Raw genomic sequence first — 17,981 nt, 5'->3', positions numbered from 1 at the left:
CCCCGCCCCGGCCCCGGCAATGTAATTTTGGCTGACCATAGTTAGGTGCGCGGTCTCCAAGGCAGCAACAGCCAAGTCCCCATTACATTAAAAATATCAGTCCCCGCAGATTGAAACGGTCGAGAGGGCCGCCTCCGGGCGGGCGCCTTCCTCTGAGAAGTTCGCGAAGCCCACTTCTCAGAGGAAGGCGCCCGCCCGGAGGCGGCCCCAGCGCGAGACCGTCCCGGATGCTATTCGTTGTCGCCGGCAGTTAGCTGCGTTGCGGAGAGCGCGCCGTCGGCTGCGGTTGCGGCAGCGGCGTCGGGCCAGACCCAGTCGGTAAAGGCCGGGTGATCGAAGCCCTCGTCGCACGCGAACTCAAAGGCGTCGGTGCGGAAGGCCTCCCACTCATCAATCTGCTCGGCAAACTTATCGGCGTCGACCATGCGCAGCACGTCGGCGGCCAGGGCCCAACGATCCATGTTGTTCAGGCGCAGCATGTCGAACGGCGTGGTCGTGGAGCCCTTCTCCTCGTAGCCGTGGACGCGGAACGCGTCGTGTCCGGGGCGGTTCCAGATCAGGCGGCGAATCGTGCCGGCATAGGCGTGGAACGCGAAGAGCACGGGCTTCTCGCCGCAGCCAAACAGCTCAGCCCAGCGCTCGTCGCTGATGGCTTGGTCGTTCTCGCAGACGTTCTGAATCTTGAGCAGATCGACCACGTTGACGAACCATACCTTGATGCCCAACTCGCGCAGCATATCGGTTGCAGCCAGAGCCTCGAGCGTCGGCACGTCGCCACAGGTGGCGACCACGACGTCGGCCTCGGTGAGTGAGTCAGCGGTCGATGCCCACTTCCAGGTTGCGACGCCCTCGGCGAGCTCGGCCTTTGCCTCGTCGACCGTCTGGAAGGTCGGGGCGGGCTGCTTGCCGCAGAAGATCGCGTTGACGCAGTCGGTGGACTGGTAGACGCGCTCGGCCACGGCGAGAGCCATGTTGGCGTCGGCCGGATAGTAGGCGTTCACGATGTGCGTGTCGTTGGCCTTGTTGAGTAGCAGGTCGATAAAGCCGGGGTCCTGGTGCGAGAAGCCGTTGTGGTCCTGACGCCAAACATGGCTCGACAGCAAAATGTTGAGGCCGCTGATGGGTGCACGCCACGGAATCTCGCGCTTGGTAGCCTCGAGCCACTTGCAGTGCTGGTTGACCATGGAGTCGACCACATGGACAAAGCTCTCATAGGAGCTCCACACGCCGGAGCGGCCGGTGAGCACATAGGCCTCGAGGAAGCCCTCGCACTGGTGCTCGGACAGCTGCTCGACAACCTTGCCGGAGCCAGCGAGCAGCTCGTCGTTGGCCTCGTCCTCGTAGAAGCCGGCATCCCACTGCTTCTTGGTCACCTTATAAGCGGCCTGCAGGCGGTTGGACGCGGTCTCGTCGGGACCGAAGATGCGGAAGTCGTCCATGTTCTTGGCCAGAACGTCGGCAGTGTACTCACCAAAGACGCGGGCAGCCTCGGTGGAGCCCCAACCATGGCCCTTCTCGGCGACGGGAATCTCGTGGGCGTGGATATCGGGCAGCTCGAGCTCGCGACGCACCTTGCCGCCGTTCGCGTTGGGGTTGGCGCCAATACGCAGCTCGCCGGTCGGCATAAAGGCCGTTACCTCGGGGCGCACCTGGCCCTCGGGCGTAAAGAGCTCCTCGGGCTTGTAGGAGCGCAGCCACTCGCGCAGCACGCGGAAGTGCTCGTGAGTGTCCTTGGCGCTTGCCAGCGGCACCTGATGGGCGCGCCAGGAGTCCTCGGTCTTCTTGCCGTCGATCTGCTTGGGGCAGGTCCAGCCCTTGGGCGTACGGAACACAATCATGGGGTAGGCCGGGCGGACCACGGTCTCGCCCGCGGCAGCCTGGGCCTGCGCGGTGGCCTTGATGTCACAAATCTCGTCAAAGACCTGCTCAAACAGGGCGGCAAAGCGCTCATGGATGCTTGCGTGGCTCTCGTCGTCAAAGCCGGCGATAAAGAAGTGCGGCTTATAGCCCATACCCTCAAAGAACTTGGTGAGCTCTTCGTCGGACACGCGGGCGAGGATGGTGGGGTTGGCGATCTTGTAGCCGTTGAGGTGCAGGATCGGCAGGACGATACCGTCGGTTGCCGGGTTCACGAGCTTGTTGGACTGCCAAGAAGTCGCGAGCGGGCCGGTCTCGGACTCGCCGTCGCCCACCACGGCCACGGCCAGCAGGCTCGGGTTGTCCATGACGGCACCGTAAGCGTGGCTGAGCGTGTAGCCGAGCTCGCCGCCCTCGTGGATGGAGCCGGGCGTCTCGGGCGCAAAGTGGCTCGGGATGCCGCCGGGATAGGAGAACTGGCGGAAGAACTTCTGCAGGCCGGCCTCGTCATTGGTGATGTCGGGGCGGATCTCGCGGTAAGTACCGTCGAGCAGCGACTGGGCGGTGCCGGCGGGGCCACCGTGACCCGGGCCCATCAAGAAAATGGCGTTCTGGTTGTGATCGGCAATAAGGCGGTTGACGTGGCCGAACAGGAAGTTGATGCCGGGCGTGGTGCCCCAGTGACCAACCAGGCGATGCTTGACGTCCGGACGACCGAAGTCGCGCGCCTCGCCAGTCTTATCGTCGACAAAGTCAGCGCGCATCAGCGGGTTGGAGCGAAGGTAGATCTGACCGACGGACAGGTAGTTCGAAGCGCGCCAATACAGATCGACACCCTCGAGCTCGGAAGCCGGCACCTCGTGCCCCAGCTTTTGCCACGGCGTCCCCAGTGTTTTAGCCATTGTTTATGTCCCTTCGCTGCGCGGTCACCCTCCGATACGGCAACCATTCGTTGGGACTAGTATATTTGCTAAAACGTTTTATCATGGTGAAAAAACGTTTTACCATCTCTATCAAACACACCAATTGGCAAAACGCAACATTCACCTGCGGCATTGCCTGTCACAGATGCTCCACATTCGATCTTCTCGAATTGATAAACATGTTTAGTTGTATTTAGTAAGTTCTAGAACGCTGCCCTTCACAATGAGAGCAGGCTCCAGAACCACTTCTTCGGCACGCCTGCCGCCCTTGCCGGCAAGACGTTTGGACATGCAACCAAAGGCATGCTCGGCAAGCACGCCCGGATCCTGCTCGATCGCGGTCAGCGCCGGCTCAAAGAGAACGTCGGCAGCCGAGTTGTCATAGCTCACCACCGAGATATCGCCCGGGATGCTCTTCCCCATCTCGTGCAAGCGCTTGAGCAAACCGAGGGCGATGTTGTCCGAACTTGCGAACACGGCGGTGGCATCGGTTGCGAGCACCGCCTCCGAGGCCTCGTAGGCACTCGGAATGTAGTACTCGCTCTCGAACTCCAAGCGCGCGTCGATGGGCAGGCCAACCTCGCGCAGCGCGCGTTCATAGCCGGCAAGTCGTTTGCGACCCGTATTGGAGCGACGCGCGTTAACCAAGCAGGCAATACGGCGGTGGCCTTGCTCGATCAGATAGCGGGTGGCCATATAGCCGCCCATCTCGTGGTCGAACATCACCTTGTCGCACTCGAGCCCCTCAATGGCACGGTCGACCATTACGGCCGGGATGGGCAGGTGGCTGACTTCTTCGCGCAGGGCGCGGTCGTCGGAGAACTCGTCACCTACCACCAGGAAGACGCCATCAACGCCGCGCGTCACCAGCTGGCGCAGCAGCTCCAGATCGTCATCGGCGCTTCCGCCCGAGCTGGTAATAAAAAGCGCGTAGCCGTCCTCGCGGCAGCGCTTTTCCAAGCTGCCGGCGAGCGAGGCGAAAAAGCGGCTCTCGATGTTGGGGACGATAAGGCCCAGGGTGCGCGACTCGCGCATGACCAGGCTGCGCGCGATCTGGTTGGGAACATAGTGGTTGCGCGCCGCAACCTCCTTGATGAGTTTGCGGTTTTCTTCCGAGATGCGACAGGGCCGATTATTGAGAACAAGCGAGACCGACGAAGGGGAAAGCCCCACCTCTTGGGCAATCTGCTTGAGGGTGACTTTGTTGGCCATCTCGCTCCTTCCGGGTTTACGCGCAATCTCTTGAAAGTATAGCGACTGCCCCTCTACCTCGATGATAAACACTTTATCAATCCGGTGGACGGCAGTTTTATCGCCGCCAGCGCACCAAATACATCTGGGTGGGGTATATTGCAATCGATTGATGAGAACGACCACCAAAAGGCGGATATTCGTATGCACGAGAACGACTTTTTTAACGAGGACCTGCTGTGCGCGCTCGCTGGCGTTGCCGGCGAGGACAACGTGTTGATGAGCGAGCCCATGCGCGAGCACACCACGTTTAAGATCGGTGGCCCGGCCGATGTCTTTGTCACGCCCGATACCGAGCAGGGCCTCGTCGCCACGCTTGACACCTGCTATCGCTGTGATCTGCCGCTCACCATCGTAGGCAACGGCTCGGACCTGCTCGTCGGAGACAAGGGCATCCGCGGCGTCGTCGTGGCGCTGGGCGAGGGCCTCTCCGACATTACGGTCGACGGCACGCACGTCACGGCGGCAGCCGGCGCCCTGCTTTCCGATGTCGCCGCGGCAGCAGCCGAGACCTGCCTCACCGGCATGGAGCCCATCTCGGGCATCCCCGGATCGGTCGGCGGCGCCTGCTACATGAACGCCGGTGCCTATGGTGCCTGCATGGCCGATGTGCTGGAGTCTGTGCGTGTCTACAAGCCCGCCCGCATGCTCGACGACGGCACCCGCGGCAGCGGCAACATCATCGAGTTCGATGTCGATGAGCTCAACCTGGGCTATCGCAAGAGCCGCATTGCCGACGACGGCTTCATCGTTCTTTCGGCCACCTTCAATCTCGCCCCGGGCAACGCCGCGATGATCAAGGCCGACATGGACGAATACCGCCAGCGCCGCGAGGACAAGCAGCCGCTCGACATGCCGAGCGCCGGCTCCACCTTCAAGCGCCCCGAGGGCTACTTTGCCGGCAAGCTCATCATGGACGCCGGCCTGCGCGGCCATGCCGTCGGCGGTGCGCAGGTAAGCGAGAAGCACTGCGGCTTCATCGTCAACGCCGACCACGCCACCGCAGCCGACGTCGACGAACTCATCCGCGACATCCAAGCCAAAGTCAAAGACCAATTCGGAGTAGACCTAGAACCCGAAGTTCACCGAGTAGGCGAATTCCTCTAACAAAGAAGGCCCCGAAAGGGGCCTTCGCCATATTTATTCAGATAAACCAGTCCGGTATGTGACGTATTGGACCCGAGAGGTCCGTGGCTGCCCGAAAGGCATTAGGTTGATCGCAAGTTCCGCACGAGCCGGAGAGCACTTAATGTGCTCTCCGTGCGAGCAGGACTGTCCGAGCAGGCAACCTAATGCCTTTCGGGCAGCCGCGGACCAACTTACTTCAAACCGCAGTTACGACAGCACCACGCCGCCAAGCCAGCCCCAACGCACGCCAGAGCCAGTACCGTAAAAGCTAATAAACGAGTCAAGCGACTTAGACGTAATGGCACCCTCGTTGCTCATAACGATGCCGCCGCCAACGTAGATACCCACATGACCGTAGATAAGACCCGGAGCACCCGTGCCGCTGTGCGAGGAATCGGCAACGATCATGCCCACCTGCAGCGCCGAGCGGTCAGAGCTATAGCACCAGGCGTTAAACATATCGCACGCGTTACCGCCAAAGTAGCCAACGCCGGCGTTGCGGAAGACGTTGGTAACCCACGCTGCGCACCAGTTCTGACCCGGGGAAGGCGTGGAGTAGCACGCGTTGACGACGGCCTGCTGCTTGCCCGATCCGGCATTCTGCTGCGGAGTTCCGGGAGCATACGATCCGCCACCCGAGCTCGAACCGCCCGAGTAGGAATTGTTCTTGTTCGCGGCGGCGGCAGCGGCGGCGGCCTTCCTGGCAGCCTCCTCGGCCTGGGCGGCAGCGAGGATCTCGGAATCGCGCTGAGCCATGAGCTCCTTGACGTCGTCGGAAAGACCGTTCAGCACGGTCTGGACTTCTTGCTGCTTGGCCTGCATATCCTGCATCTGAGCCGTCTGCTGGTCCTTGAGCTTCTCCAAGTCGGCCTTTTGTGCTTCGAGCTCGGTCTTCTGTGCGTCGAGCTCAGCCTGAATCGTCTGGATATCCTCGATGGCATCGCGGTCGCTCTTGTTAATCTTCTCAACGTAATGCGCGTTGGCGACGAGTTCCTCAAACGAGCCTGAGGCCAGCAGCAGCGACAGGATGTTCGTGCCGCCGGACTTGTAGCTGGCGGCCACGCGATCGGAAAGATCGCCGCGTTTCTTTTTGAGCTCGGCCTTCTTCTCGTCAATCTGCGCCTGCGTGTCGTCGATCTGGCCCTGTACGCCCTCGATATCGTTGAGGGTCTGGGCATTCTTGCTGGCCAGCGCCGCGTATTCATTTGCGATGCTGTCGAGCTGGGCCTGAACCTCGTCGAGCTGGGCCTGGGCGGCATTCAGTTTATCGGTGGTTTCTTTGGAAGCCTCCGCCGCATGGGCGCGAGTGGGCAAGCCAAAAAGAACTGCCGCAGAAGCGGCGCCGAACAGGGCCTTGAGGGCGGTACGGCGCGAGAGCTCCTGGGAAAGGATGGAATCGCTGTTTGGTGACATATGTACTCCGTTACATGCTTATTTATATGTCGCTCAACTCATACATATTAGCGTACATATGGCGCGTCCCAACGATTTCCACGAACGGCAGGAAACTGCAAGGTCGACGGCTCGTAAGCAAATGCCAAAGATCAGGTTATGCGTACGCAAGCTCTTGTATGAGTACGTTAACATAATCCTCTGATTTTCCCGCCGCGTACGTTTTTTGGAACAACTGTCTGCGCTATACTCCCCTGAAGAAGTGTTCCTGATTCGATAGGAGACTACATGTCCAAAGCACTCGACCCCAAAGACACCTGCGTCCTCGTTACCGGTGGCGCCGGCTTTATCGGCTCACACACCGTCGTTCAGCTGCTAGAGGGTGGCTACCAGGTCGTCATCGTCGATGATCTCTCCAACTCCAGCGCCGTCGCCGTCGACCGCGTCAAGACCATCGTGGGCGACGAGGCCGCCAAGAACCTCACCTTCTACGAGGCCAACGTGCTCGACCGCGATGCGATGAACAAGATCTTCGATACCCATCAGATTGACCGCGTCATCCACTTTGCCGGCTTTAAGGCCGTCGGCGAGTCGGTGAGCAAGCCCGTCGAGTACTACCACAACAACATCGAGAACACCCTGGTGCTCATCGACGTCATGCGCAATCATGGCTGCAAGTCCATCATCTTCTCGAGCTCCTCGACCGTCTACGGCGACCCGGACAACCCACCCGTCACCGAGGAGGATCCTAAGAAGCCCGCGACCAACCCCTATGGTTGGACTAAGTGGATGATCGAGCAGATCCTTATGGACGTCCACACCGCCGACCCCGAGTGGGACGTCGTGCTGCTCCGTTACTTCAACCCCATCGGCGCTCATCCGTCGGGCCTGATCGGCGAGGACCCCAAGGGCATCCCCAACAACCTGGTGCCCTATGTCGCCCAGGTCGCCGTGGGCAAGCTCGAGGCCGTTCAGGTCTTCGGCAACGACTACCCCACCCCCGACGGCACCGGCGTGCGCGACTACATCCACGTGTGCGATCTGGCCTCTGGTCACGTTGCCGCCCTTAACTGGATGAACGGCAAGACCGGCGTCGAGATCTTTAACCTGGGCACCGGCACCGGCACCTCGGTACTCGAGGTCGTCGCCGCCTTCTCCAAGGCTTGTGGCAAGGAGCTACCCTACGTGATCCGCGAGCGCCGCGCCGGCGACATCGCCGCCAACTGGTGCGATGCCTCCAAGGCCGAGCGCATGATGGGCTGGAAGGCCCAGTACGACATCGCGGACATGTGCCGCGATAGCTGGAACTGGCAGAGCCACAACCCCAACGGCTTCGCCGACGCCGAGTAGCAAAAACCTACATACCGCTCTTGCCCCGATTTCACGTTGTGAGGTCGGGGCTTTTTTCATGGCATATAGCCATTCGCCGAAAATCGACCAACTTTTTAATCTTGCCTATACATGTTTAAACAACATGTTTTACAATAGGCATATCGAATCAGAACACCGGAGGCGGACTGCACACCCATTGGCAGGCCGACCCCACAACAAGAAGGTTGGTGAGCGCATTCATGGAGCGTGCAAGCGGCGTCCTCATGCCCGTCTCATCTCTGCCCGGACCATACGGAATCGGCGGCTTTGGCTGGAATGCCTACGACTTCGTCGATTTTCTCGCCTCGTGCAAACAACATTACTGGCAGATTCTGCCCCTTACGACGACCAGCTATGGCGATTCGCCCTATCAGTCGTTCTCGGCCCGCGCGGGCAACCCCAACTTCATCGACTTTGCCGAGCTTATCGAGGCAGGGTATCTTGAGCAGCGCGATATCGATGGCGTGTATCTGGGATCCGACCCCAGCAATGTCGACTACGGTGCTATCTTTGGCGGCCGCCGTCAGATTCTCGACCGCGCCGCCGAGCGCTTTGCCGCCGATAAGCCGGCAGATTTCGATGACTTTATCCAGGCCAACGAGGACTGGCTCATCCCCTACTGTGAGTTCATGACCGTCAAAGAGGAGTGCGGTCTCAAGGCGTTTTGGGAGTGGCCCGCGGAGCTCCGCACCCGCGGCGAGTCTTCCGCCAAGGTCTGCGCCGACCATCCGGCGCGCATGCTCTACCACCAGATGACGCAGTACTTCTTCGATCGCCAGTGGAGCCGCCTCAAGGCCTATGCCAACGAGCGCGACATTCTCATCATCGGCGACCTGCCCATTTATGTCTCGCGCGACTCCGTCGAGATGTGGGCGACACCTGAGCTCTTTAAGATCGACGCCGCCGGCAATCCCGTGAGCGTCGCCGGCACGCCGCCCGACCAGTTCTCGGCCACCGGCCAGTACTGGGGCAACCCCATCTACGACTGGGACGCCATGGAGTCCGACGGCTTCTCCTGGTGGGAGGGCCGCATTCGCGCTGCCCTCGACATGTACGACGTCATCCGCCTGGATCACTTCCGCGGCTTCGAGGCCTATTGGGAGGTGCCGTTCTCCTCGCCCGATTCGTCCCACGGTTCGTGGACGCAGGGTCCCGGCCTCAAGCTCTTCAAAGCGCTCGAGGAAAAGCTCGGCACGCTGCCCATCATCGCCGAGGACTTGGGCTTCCTCACTCCCGGTGTCATCGACATGCGCGACAACTCGGGCTTCCCTGGCATGAAGATCCTGCAGTTTGCCTTTGAGGGCACCAACTCGTACTACCTGCCGCACAACTACATTGCCAACACCGTCGCCTACGTGGGCACCCACGACAACGAAACGGCGCGTGGTTGGTTTGAGGGAACGGCCACCCCGCGTCAGCGCGAGCAGGCAGCCCTGTACGCCCATCAGCAGGCCGGCGAACCCATGGCAGATGCACTCAATCGCACCATCGCCGCCAGCGTAAGCGACACGTGCATCTACACCATGCAGGACCTGCTCAACTTGGGCAATGAGGCGCGCATCAACACCCCTGCCACGCTGGGCGGCAACTGGACTTGGCGCATGCTCGACGGCGCCATCACCCGCGAGCTCGAGCACAAACTCACCGACTGGACCGAAACCTACTTCCGCATCCCGTCGGAAGCTGAAATCGAGCTTCCTCAATAGGAGCTACCGCGCCCGACCCCTCCCCACCGTGCGGACGCGCTTGCTTTTCCCGCGCGAGGCCACCCCAATCCCCTCGCGCGGGCTTCTTATGAATTGCAGACATGAAACAACCCATCACAGGAGGAAACATGCCCCAAATAAACCTCATGGAACTCGCCGAGCAGTCTTTTGGCGCCTCGCTCGAGCAGCTCGACGACCGTCGCATTTACAAGCTGCTGGTCAAGCTCGTGCAGGAGCGCTCTTCCGCCTGCCCGCTCAACAATGGCAAGAAAAAGCTCTACTACATCTCTGCCGAGTTTTTGATTGGCAAGCTGCTCATCAACAACATGATCGACCTTGGCATCTACGACGAGGTTAAGGATCAGCTCACTGCCGCCGGTCACGACCTCAACAAGATCGAGGAGTTTGAGGTCGAGCCGTCGCTGGGCAACGGTGGCTTGGGCCGTCTGGCCGCATGCTTCCTGGATTCCATCGCCACGCTGGGCCTTACCGGAGACGGTGTGGGCCTCAACTACCATTACGGCCTGTTCCGCCAGCGCTTTGTCGATAAGCAGCAGAAGGCCGTCCCCGATGAGTGGCTTGGCGAGCAGGACATCCTGGTCGATGACGACCGCTCCTACACCGTTGAGTTTGACGATTTTGCCGTCACCTCCAAGCTCGTCAACATCGATGTGCCTGGTTACGGCCAGCCCACCAAGAACCGCCTGCGCCTGTTTGACCTGGCAAGTGTCGACGATGGCCTGGTCCCCGGCAGCTCCATCGACTTCGATAAGACCGAGATCGCCAAGAACCTCACCCTGTTCCTCTATCCGGATGATTCCGACGAGCAGGGCCGTCTGCTTCGCATCTACCAGGAGTACTTCATGGTGAGCAACGCTGCCCAGCTCCTGATCGACGAGGCTGTCGAGCGCGGCAGTAACCTGCACGATCTGGCCGACTACGCCGTGGTCCAGATCAACGATACGCATCCCACCATGGTCATTCCCGAGCTCGTTCGCTTGCTCACCACCGAGCATGGCATCGAGTTTGACGAGGCCGTGACCATCGTACGCTCCATGGTCGCCTACACTAACCACACGATTCTTGCCGAGGCCCTCGAGAAGTGGCCGCTCGCCAGCCTGCAGAAGGTCTCCCCTGCCATCGCCGACATTATCGTCAAGCTCGATGAGATTGCGAAGGCCGAGCACGATGACCCGCGCGTCGCCATCATCGACGAATACAACACCGTTCACATGGCCCACATGGACATCCACTTTGGCTTCTCCATCAACGGCGTAGCCGCCCTCCACACCAAGATCCTGGAGGACACCGAGCTTCATCCGTTCTACGAGATCTATCCCGAGAAGTTCTCCAACAAGACCAACGGCATCACCTTCCGCCGCTGGATCCATGGTGCCAACCCCGCGCTCGCCAGCCTGCTCGACGATGTGATCGGCACCGATTGGCGCAGCACCGGCAATCTGAGCAAGCTCGCCGAATTCGCCGACGACAAGGACGTTCTTGAGCGCCTGGCTGCTACCAAAGTCGAGGCCAAGAGCATCATGCGCCAGTTCATGGCGCTCGAGCAGGGCGTGACCATTCCCTCCAACGCCATCATCGATGTTCAGGTCAAGCGCATCCACGAGTACAAGCGCCAGCAGATGCTCGCGCTCTACATCATCTGGAAGTATCTCGACATCAAGAACGGCAACAAGCCCGCTCACCCCGTCACCATCATCTTTGGCGGCAAGGCGGCACCTGCCTACACCATCGCCCAGGACATCATTCACCTGATCCTGACGCTGTCGCAGTGGATTGCAAACGACCCCGACGTGGCGCCCTACCTGCAGGTTGTCATGATCGAGAACTATAACGTCACCGCCGCCGAGCGCGTGATCCCCGCCGCTGACATCTCCGAGCAGATCAGCCTGGCCTCCAAGGAGGCAAGCGGCACCTCCAACATGAAGTTCATGCTCAACGGCGCCCTAACCCTGTGCACGCTCGACGGTGCCAACGTGGAGATTGCCGAGCTCGTGGGCGACGAGAACATCTACACCTTTGGCGCCTCGTCCAAGCAGGTAGAGCAGCTCTACGCCGACGGCACCTACGATGCCGGCGCACTCTACCGCAAGCCCGGCATCAAACTGCTGGTGGACTTCATCACCAACCCCGCCTTTATGGCGACCGGCAACGCGGAGCGCCTGCAGCGTCTGCACGACGACATCAAGGGCAAGGACTGGTTCATGGCCCTACTCGACATTGAGGAGTACATCCAGACCAAGGAGCGCGTGCTGGCCGAATACGAGGACCAGGACGCTTGGATGCGCAAGGCGCTCATCAATATCGCCAACGCCGGCACCTTCTCGTCCGACCGTACGATCTCCCAGTACAACGACGAGATCTGGCACCTGAGCTAGCTCATTCCCCTTACCCATCCTCTTGAGAAACGGAGTCGTGGCAACACGGCTCCGTTTTTTGTGCCCGCACGTTACCCTGTGACCCGACTCTGCCTAACAATCTCGATCTGTAACAACTAGCCAGCAGAATTGGCACCGCCCGTTACAGAACGAGACAATCAAAACCGTCCATCTGAGTTCATCTCAATCTGTAACATCTGGCACCTAAAATTGGTTCTTCCTGTTACAGATCGAGACAAACGGAATCGTCCCGCAGCAATATCTCAATCTGTAACATCTAGCAGCTGAAATTCGTCTTTGGTGTTACAGATTTAGATGAAATGGTTAGCTCAGCGGAACCGTCTCGATCTGTAACATCTAACGTCCGAAATCGGCCCCACCTGTTACAGATCGAGACAAACGACCGGCCAGACAGCCCCAACACAAAGAAAGGCTCCCCTCTCGCCCAGTGGACGGGAGGGAAGCCTTATATGTGACCGCGGCAAAAGGATGGCAATACCGCAGTCGCCCAAAGGGAGGGCCTGGATGCACCGGGCCTAGATAAGGTTCTTGCCAGAGACCTTATCGAAGAGGTGGGTCGCGTTCTTCTCGAACTTGAACCAGATGGGGTCGCCCGCCTTGAGCGCGCCCTTGGCCTCGAGGTCGACGACGGGGATAATCAGGACAAACTGGCCGTCGGGAGCGGTCACGTGGACATGCTCGGTCGAACCCATGAGCTCGGTCACCTCGACGGTGCCCTGGAGCGCACCCTCCTCGCCCTTGTCGGCAAGCAGGATCTGCTCGGGACGCACGCCGGCCGTAATCTCCTTCACGTCGCCGCCGTCCCAGTTGAGGGCAAGCTGTGCGCAAGTCTCGGGGGCGAGCGCCACGTTCATATCCTCGGTCTTGACGGTAAAGCCGTTGCCCGAGCGCACCAGCTGGGCATCGAAGAAGTTCATCTGCGGCACGCCGATGAAGCCGGCGACGAAGATGTTCGCGGGATGGTTGAAGACCTCCTGCGGCGTGGCGATCTGCTGGACGACGCCGTCCTTCATGACCACGATACGGTCGCCGAGGGTCATAGCCTCGGTCTGGTCGTGGGTAACGTAGATGAAGGTACCCTTGATCTCGTGACGCAGCTTAATGAGCTCGGCGCGCATCTGGTTACGCAACTTGGCGTCCAGGTTGGACAGCGGCTCGTCCATCAGGAAGACCTTGGGGTCACGCACGATGGCGCGGCCGATGGCGACGCGCTGACGCTGACCGCCCGAAAGCGCCTTGGGCTTACGGTCGAGGTACTCGGTAATACCCAGGATCTCGGCAGCGGAGCGGACCTTGCGGTCGATCTCGTCCTTGGGGACTTTCTTGAGCTCAAGCGTAAACGCCATGTTCTCGTACACCGTCATGTTGGGGTACAGAGCGTAGCTCTGGAACACCATGGCGATGTCGCGGTCCTTGGGAGCGACGTCGTTGACGCGCTTGCCGTCGATGAGCACGTCACCCGAGGTGATGTCCTCCAGGCCGGCGACCATGCGCATCGTCGTGGACTTACCGCAGCCAGAGGGGCCAACGAGGACGATGAACTCCTGGTCGTGAACGGTGAGGTTAAAGTCCTCTACAGCGAGCACACCGTCCTCGGTAACCTTGAGGTTGTGCTTCTTCTCCCCGGTCTTCTTCTTTTTGCCAAAGAAGCCCTTCTTTTTTGACTCGTTGTTGGGATACACCTTCTGAACATGTTTGAGAACGATCTCGGCCATGTCTTTACCTTTCGATACGCGGCGCCGCGATGAGGGGCGCCGCCAAAACTTGCAAAACAGTTACGGCATCAGCCCTTGACGGCACCTGCCACCACACCGTCGATGATGTACTTCTGGCAGAAGATGTACATGATGACGATGGGGACGACGACCATCATGATGCAGGCCATCATGGGGCCAAGCTCGACATGGCCATAGCCGCCACGGAAGTACTGGATCAAGATAGGAATGGTCTTGTACTTGGTGGAGTCGAGCGTAAGGTAGGGCAGCAGGTAGTCGTTCCAGACCCACATGGTCTCGAGGATGCCGACCGAAAGATAGGTGGGCTTCATGATGGGAAGGACGATCTTAAAGAACACCTGGACCGGGTTGCAGCCGTCGATCATGGCCGCTTCCTCAATCTCGAGCGGGATGTTCTTGACAAAGCCGGCGAACATAAAGACCGCCAGGCCCGCACCAAAGCCCAGATAGATGAAGCAGATGTTGAACGGCGTGTTAAAGCCGATGCGGTCCGCGAGGTTGGACAGCGTGAACATCAGCATCTGGAAGGGCACGACCATCGAGAAAACGAACAGGTAATAGAAGAAGTTCGAAATCTTGCTGTTGACGCGCACCACGTACCAAGCGCACATGGAGCAGCACACCAAAATCAGCACGACCGACGTGACCGTGATGATAAGCGAATACATAAACGCCGAAGCAAAGCCTTGCTCGTTAAGAGCATGCACGTAGTTTGCAAGGCCGTTGAACGTCTCGGGCGTGAGCAGATCGAACGCCGTGGTGGTGCTGATTGCAGTCCCCTTCTTAAAGGAATTGAGTGCAATCATGAACACGGGGTAGATCCACGCGAGCGACAGGATCGTAAAGAAAATCGAGAGAGCGCGGTTGATAGCCTTATCGCGTTTCATTACTGCTGCACCTCCTTGGACCTCGTGGCCTTAAGCTGGATCATGGAAATAGCGACGACCAGGATGCAGAAGATGACTGCCTTGGCCTGGCCAATGCCCTGCCATGCGATGCCAGCGCGCGAATAGAACGTGTTGTAGATGTTCAGGGCGAGCATCTCGGTGGAGTGCGCCGGGGCGCCACCGGTAAGGGCGAGGTTCTGGTCGAACAGCTTAAAGCCGTTGGTGATGGACAGGAACAGGCAGATGGTGATGGTCGGCATCAGGTTGGGGATCTTAACCTTCCAAAACGTCTGCCATGCCGTAGCGCCATCGACCTTGGCGGCCTCGATGTAGTCAGACGGGATGGACTGCAGACCGGCGATGTAGATGATCATCATGTAGCCGACCTGTTGCCACAGGGTCAGGATGATAAGGCCCCAGAAGCCAGCGGCGGAGTTGAGGGCGATAAGCTGGGCACCCACGTTGGAGAGCAGGCAGTTGATCAGAATCTGCCAAATGTAACCCAGCACAATGCCGCCGATCAGGTTAGGCATAAAGAAAATCGTACGGAAGATGTTGGTGCCCTTGAGCGCCTTGCGGGTGAGCGCCTGCGCAATGGCCAGCGCGATCACGTTGATGAGCACCGTCGACAGGAAGGCAAACGCCACGGTAAAGAAGAACGACGTGGAGAACTGCGGGTCGGTCAGTGCGCGCACGTAGTTCTCGATACCGACAAAGTGCGCGTTATTGATGGTAATAAACTGGCAGAACGAGAGATAGAAACCCTGGATAAAGGGAATCACGAACCCGATCATAAACGCCAGGCACGTGGGCAGCATAAAGAGCGGCCACCAGCGCTTGAGTGCTTTGCCCATAGAAGGGTCCTTTCAATATGCAGGGGGCGGGCAAACCTACGTCTGCCCGCCCCCTGTCGCTAATCAGATAGCTTGGGCAGAAACTGCTTACTCGGAAGCAGCCTTCTCGGTCTTCCAGCCATCGACGAAGGCATTCTTGACGCCGTCCCACTTGGTGTTGTCGGCAGCATAAGCGATGAGAGCCTGCTTGAGGTTCTTCTTCCACTCCTCAGAGGGGATGTAAACGAAGTCCCAAGCAACGGTCTTCTTGCCATCCTTGGCCATAGCAACGGCCTGCTGCGAGAAGACGTTGGTGGTCTCCTTAGCGCTCTTGAACGGGGCGGTCAGACCCATCTTGTCAGCGATGATGCTGGTGGCGGTGTCAGAAGTGACGCACCAATACATGAAGTCCTCGGTGGCCTTCTGGGCATCCTCGGAAGCCTGGGAGCTGACGCACCAGTAGTTCTCGCCGCCGGAGCACAGGCCCTGGTTCTCCTCGCCGTCGACGCCGATGTAGATCGGCAGCATGCCGAGCTGGTCGTCGGTCATACCGGCCTTGGTGAGGTCGGCGTAGGCCCAAGAGCCGTTCTGGTAGAAGACGGCCTTGCCGGTTGCGAACTCGTTAGTGGCGTCGTCACCGGTCTTGGAGGCGAGCTGCGAAGGATCGCAGGTGGAGTCGGTGATGTACAGGTCGAAGATCTGCTTAAAGTTGTCGAGATACTCGCCCTTGATCTCGTCGTCCTCCTGGTTGTGCTCCTTCTCGAACTCGTAGTAGAGCGGGAGGTTGGCGAGGTGGGTGGTGTAGCGCCAGCTGGAGGAGTCATCCATGCCGGCGGAAGTGAAGGCACCGTCAACGCCGAGCTCGTCCTTGCGGGCCTGGATGTCATCGGCGCAAGCCTTCAGCTTGTCGAAGGAGTTGATGTCCTCGGCCTTGTAGCCAGCCTTCTCGAGGAGCTCCTTGTTGTAGATGATGCCGTAGCTCTCCTGAACCCAGTCGATACCCAGATCCTTGCCGTCGGACTGCAGAGCCAGGGAGTCGTCGATGAGCTCGCCGCGGAGCTTGGTGTCGGACAGATCGGCGCAGTAATCCTTCCAGTTCTTAAGACCGGTGGGGCCGTTGACCTGGAACAGCGTCGGAGCGGAGCTCTTGGACATCTCGGACTTGAGCTTCTCCTCGTAGGTGTTGGAGGCGGCGGTCACGATCTTGACCTCGACGCCCTTCTCCTTCTTGTACGCCTTGGCGATCTCCTTCCACTCCTTGTCGACCTCGGGCTTGAACTGGAGGAAGTAGACCTCGGCAGCGTCACCAGAAGCAGAGGAGCCAGAGCCGGCAGAACCACCGCAGCCCACGAGGCCCAGACCAAGAACCGCAGCCGCGGAACCAGCAAAGCCCAGGAACTGCCTTCTGCTCATTTCGTTCTTCATTACAATCCACCCTTTCACACCGTGGCGGCACCCTTTGCCGCCGCCTTCGGAGATTGGCTCGGGGACTTTGCCCCTTTTGCTGATTTGTACAATACGCTATTTGGCTAGTTGTTTGAACAAGTATTACTAGAGCGGTAGAAAAACTTCGGTGAACGGTAATTTCGACTTGATACTTGACAAGTTTTGTATAAACAATTATTTATTATCGAATGCAGCGAAAACGCCCGGTCAAGCCGATGCATTGTCGGTTTGACCGGGCGTTTTCGCTTTGAGGGCATGAGTCTCGTCAGGCTGCGAGCTAGCCGGCTATCGCTTGGAGTTGACGCGGTAGTGGAAGATCTCGGGATGCGTGCGGGCATGCGTGACCTCGAACAAGATGCCGTCCGAGGTGTACGACTGGCTCTCCATGACGGCGACACAGTTGTATTTGCCAAGGTCCAAGTAGCTGCAGTCCTCATCGTTGGCGAGCTCGACACTCACCGTACGGCGGCTCGCCATCACTTTGATGCCGCGCTTGTGCTCCAGATAGTCGTAGATAGACTTCTCGGCGACCTCGGGCGTCAGGCCCTTGGCGATCGACTCCAAAAAGTAGCCGTGGTCCACCTGGCGAGCACTGCCGTTGAGGCTTCGGACACGCACTACACGAATCAGCTCCTCGCCCACCTTAAAGCCCAGGCGACGAGAAAGTTGCTCCGTGCAAATCAAATGTTCAAAAGACTTGACCTCGGTCGATGCGACGGCATTGTTGCGTTTTGCGAACTCGCCAAACGACTCAACCTCTTCGAGTGCGCCCAACATGTCGGTTTCGCCCTTAAGCCAAATAACGCGCACGCCCTTGCCGTGTATGGGCTGCACAAACATCCCGTCGGCCAGCATACCCAAGGCGCGACGGACAGTATTGCGAGTACATCCGAACTCCGCGGTCAACTCAGCTTCGGTTGGCAGCATCTCCTGAAACGCATAGGTCCCATTAATGATGCGCGAGCGTATTTCTCGGTAGATTCCTTCGTATATCGCTTTTGGCATTGTTTCACCTCTAATTAATATGTATGGCT

General features: G+C 59.3%; 12 protein-coding genes. 4 read left to right on the top strand and 8 right to left on the bottom strand.

Going from position 1 to position 17,981, the window contains the following annotated elements:
* Positions 1–230: 230 nt before the first annotated feature.
* Complete coding sequence (locus DWX25_RS00130) at positions 231–2,759, bottom strand: phosphoketolase (RefSeq protein ID WP_117858807.1); 2,529 nt, start codon at positions 2,757–2,759, stop codon at positions 231–233.
* Between the two features lie 204 nt (positions 2,760–2,963).
* Positions 2,964–3,992, bottom strand: coding sequence for a LacI family DNA-binding transcriptional regulator (locus DWX25_RS00125; protein WP_055252182.1), 1,029 nt, complete (start codon positions 3,990–3,992; stop codon positions 2,964–2,966).
* A 183-nt stretch (positions 3,993–4,175) separates the two neighbouring features.
* Between DWX25_RS00125 and murB the strand changes: the two genes are divergently transcribed.
* A complete protein-coding gene (gene murB, locus DWX25_RS00120; RefSeq protein WP_117858804.1) occupies positions 4,176–5,138 on the top strand; it encodes a UDP-N-acetylmuramate dehydrogenase in 963 nt (320 codons plus the stop codon).
* A gap of 228 nt (positions 5,139–5,366) precedes the next feature.
* On the opposite strand, the gene DWX25_RS00115 is transcribed toward murB, so the two are convergent.
* Positions 5,367–6,572, bottom strand: a complete 1,206-nt coding sequence (locus DWX25_RS00115) for a hypothetical protein (protein WP_117735684.1) — start codon at positions 6,570–6,572, stop codon at positions 5,367–5,369.
* Between the two features lie 267 nt (positions 6,573–6,839).
* Here DWX25_RS00115 and galE point away from each other — a divergent pair, with 267 nt between their 5' ends.
* From galE to glgP, 3 genes are all read left to right on the top strand, one after another.
* Positions 6,840–7,901, top strand: a complete 1,062-nt coding sequence (galE, locus tag DWX25_RS00110) for a UDP-glucose 4-epimerase GalE (protein ID WP_006235870.1) — start codon at positions 6,840–6,842, stop codon at positions 7,899–7,901.
* Positions 7,902–8,110: 209 nt separating this feature from the next.
* On the top strand, positions 8,111–9,628 hold the full coding sequence (gene malQ / locus DWX25_RS00105; protein WP_233514223.1) for a 4-alpha-glucanotransferase: 1,518 nt from the start codon (positions 8,111–8,113) through the stop codon (positions 9,626–9,628).
* 128 nt (positions 9,629–9,756) lie between these two features.
* Positions 9,757–12,024: a glycogen/starch/alpha-glucan family phosphorylase gene (gene glgP / locus DWX25_RS00100; RefSeq protein ID WP_233514222.1), complete on the top strand. Its 2,268-nt coding sequence runs from the start codon at positions 9,757–9,759 to the stop codon at positions 12,022–12,024.
* A gap of 536 nt (positions 12,025–12,560) precedes the next feature.
* Here the strand turns inward: glgP and DWX25_RS00095 are convergent.
* From DWX25_RS00095 to DWX25_RS00075, 5 genes are all read right to left on the bottom strand, one after another.
* Positions 12,561–13,760: an ABC transporter ATP-binding protein gene (locus tag DWX25_RS00095; RefSeq protein ID WP_117743781.1), complete on the bottom strand. Its 1,200-nt coding sequence runs from the start codon at positions 13,758–13,760 to the stop codon at positions 12,561–12,563.
* Between the two features lie 68 nt (positions 13,761–13,828).
* Positions 13,829–14,668, bottom strand: coding sequence for a carbohydrate ABC transporter permease (locus DWX25_RS00090; RefSeq protein WP_117858793.1), 840 nt, complete (start codon positions 14,666–14,668; stop codon positions 13,829–13,831).
* On the bottom strand, positions 14,668–15,522 hold the full coding sequence (locus DWX25_RS00085) for a carbohydrate ABC transporter permease (protein ID WP_099432301.1): 855 nt from the start codon (positions 15,520–15,522) through the stop codon (positions 14,668–14,670). Before DWX25_RS00085 ends, DWX25_RS00090 begins: the two co-directional genes overlap by 1 nt.
* Before the next feature lie 87 nt (positions 15,523–15,609).
* Positions 15,610–16,926, bottom strand: a complete 1,317-nt coding sequence (locus DWX25_RS00080; RefSeq protein ID WP_055252173.1) for an ABC transporter substrate-binding protein — start codon at positions 16,924–16,926, stop codon at positions 15,610–15,612.
* A 306-nt stretch (positions 16,927–17,232) separates the two neighbouring features.
* Positions 17,233–17,952, bottom strand: coding sequence for a GntR family transcriptional regulator (locus DWX25_RS00075; RefSeq protein WP_117743782.1), 720 nt, complete (start codon positions 17,950–17,952; stop codon positions 17,233–17,235).
* Positions 17,953–17,981: the final 29 nt, after the last annotated feature.

The organism is Collinsella sp. AF18-8LB, assembly GCF_003459795.1.
Lineage (GTDB): Bacteria > Actinomycetota > Coriobacteriia > Coriobacteriales > Coriobacteriaceae > Collinsella.
The sequence above is the reverse complement of the archived record's forward strand: the minus strand, read 5'-3'. Positions and strand labels throughout refer to the sequence as shown.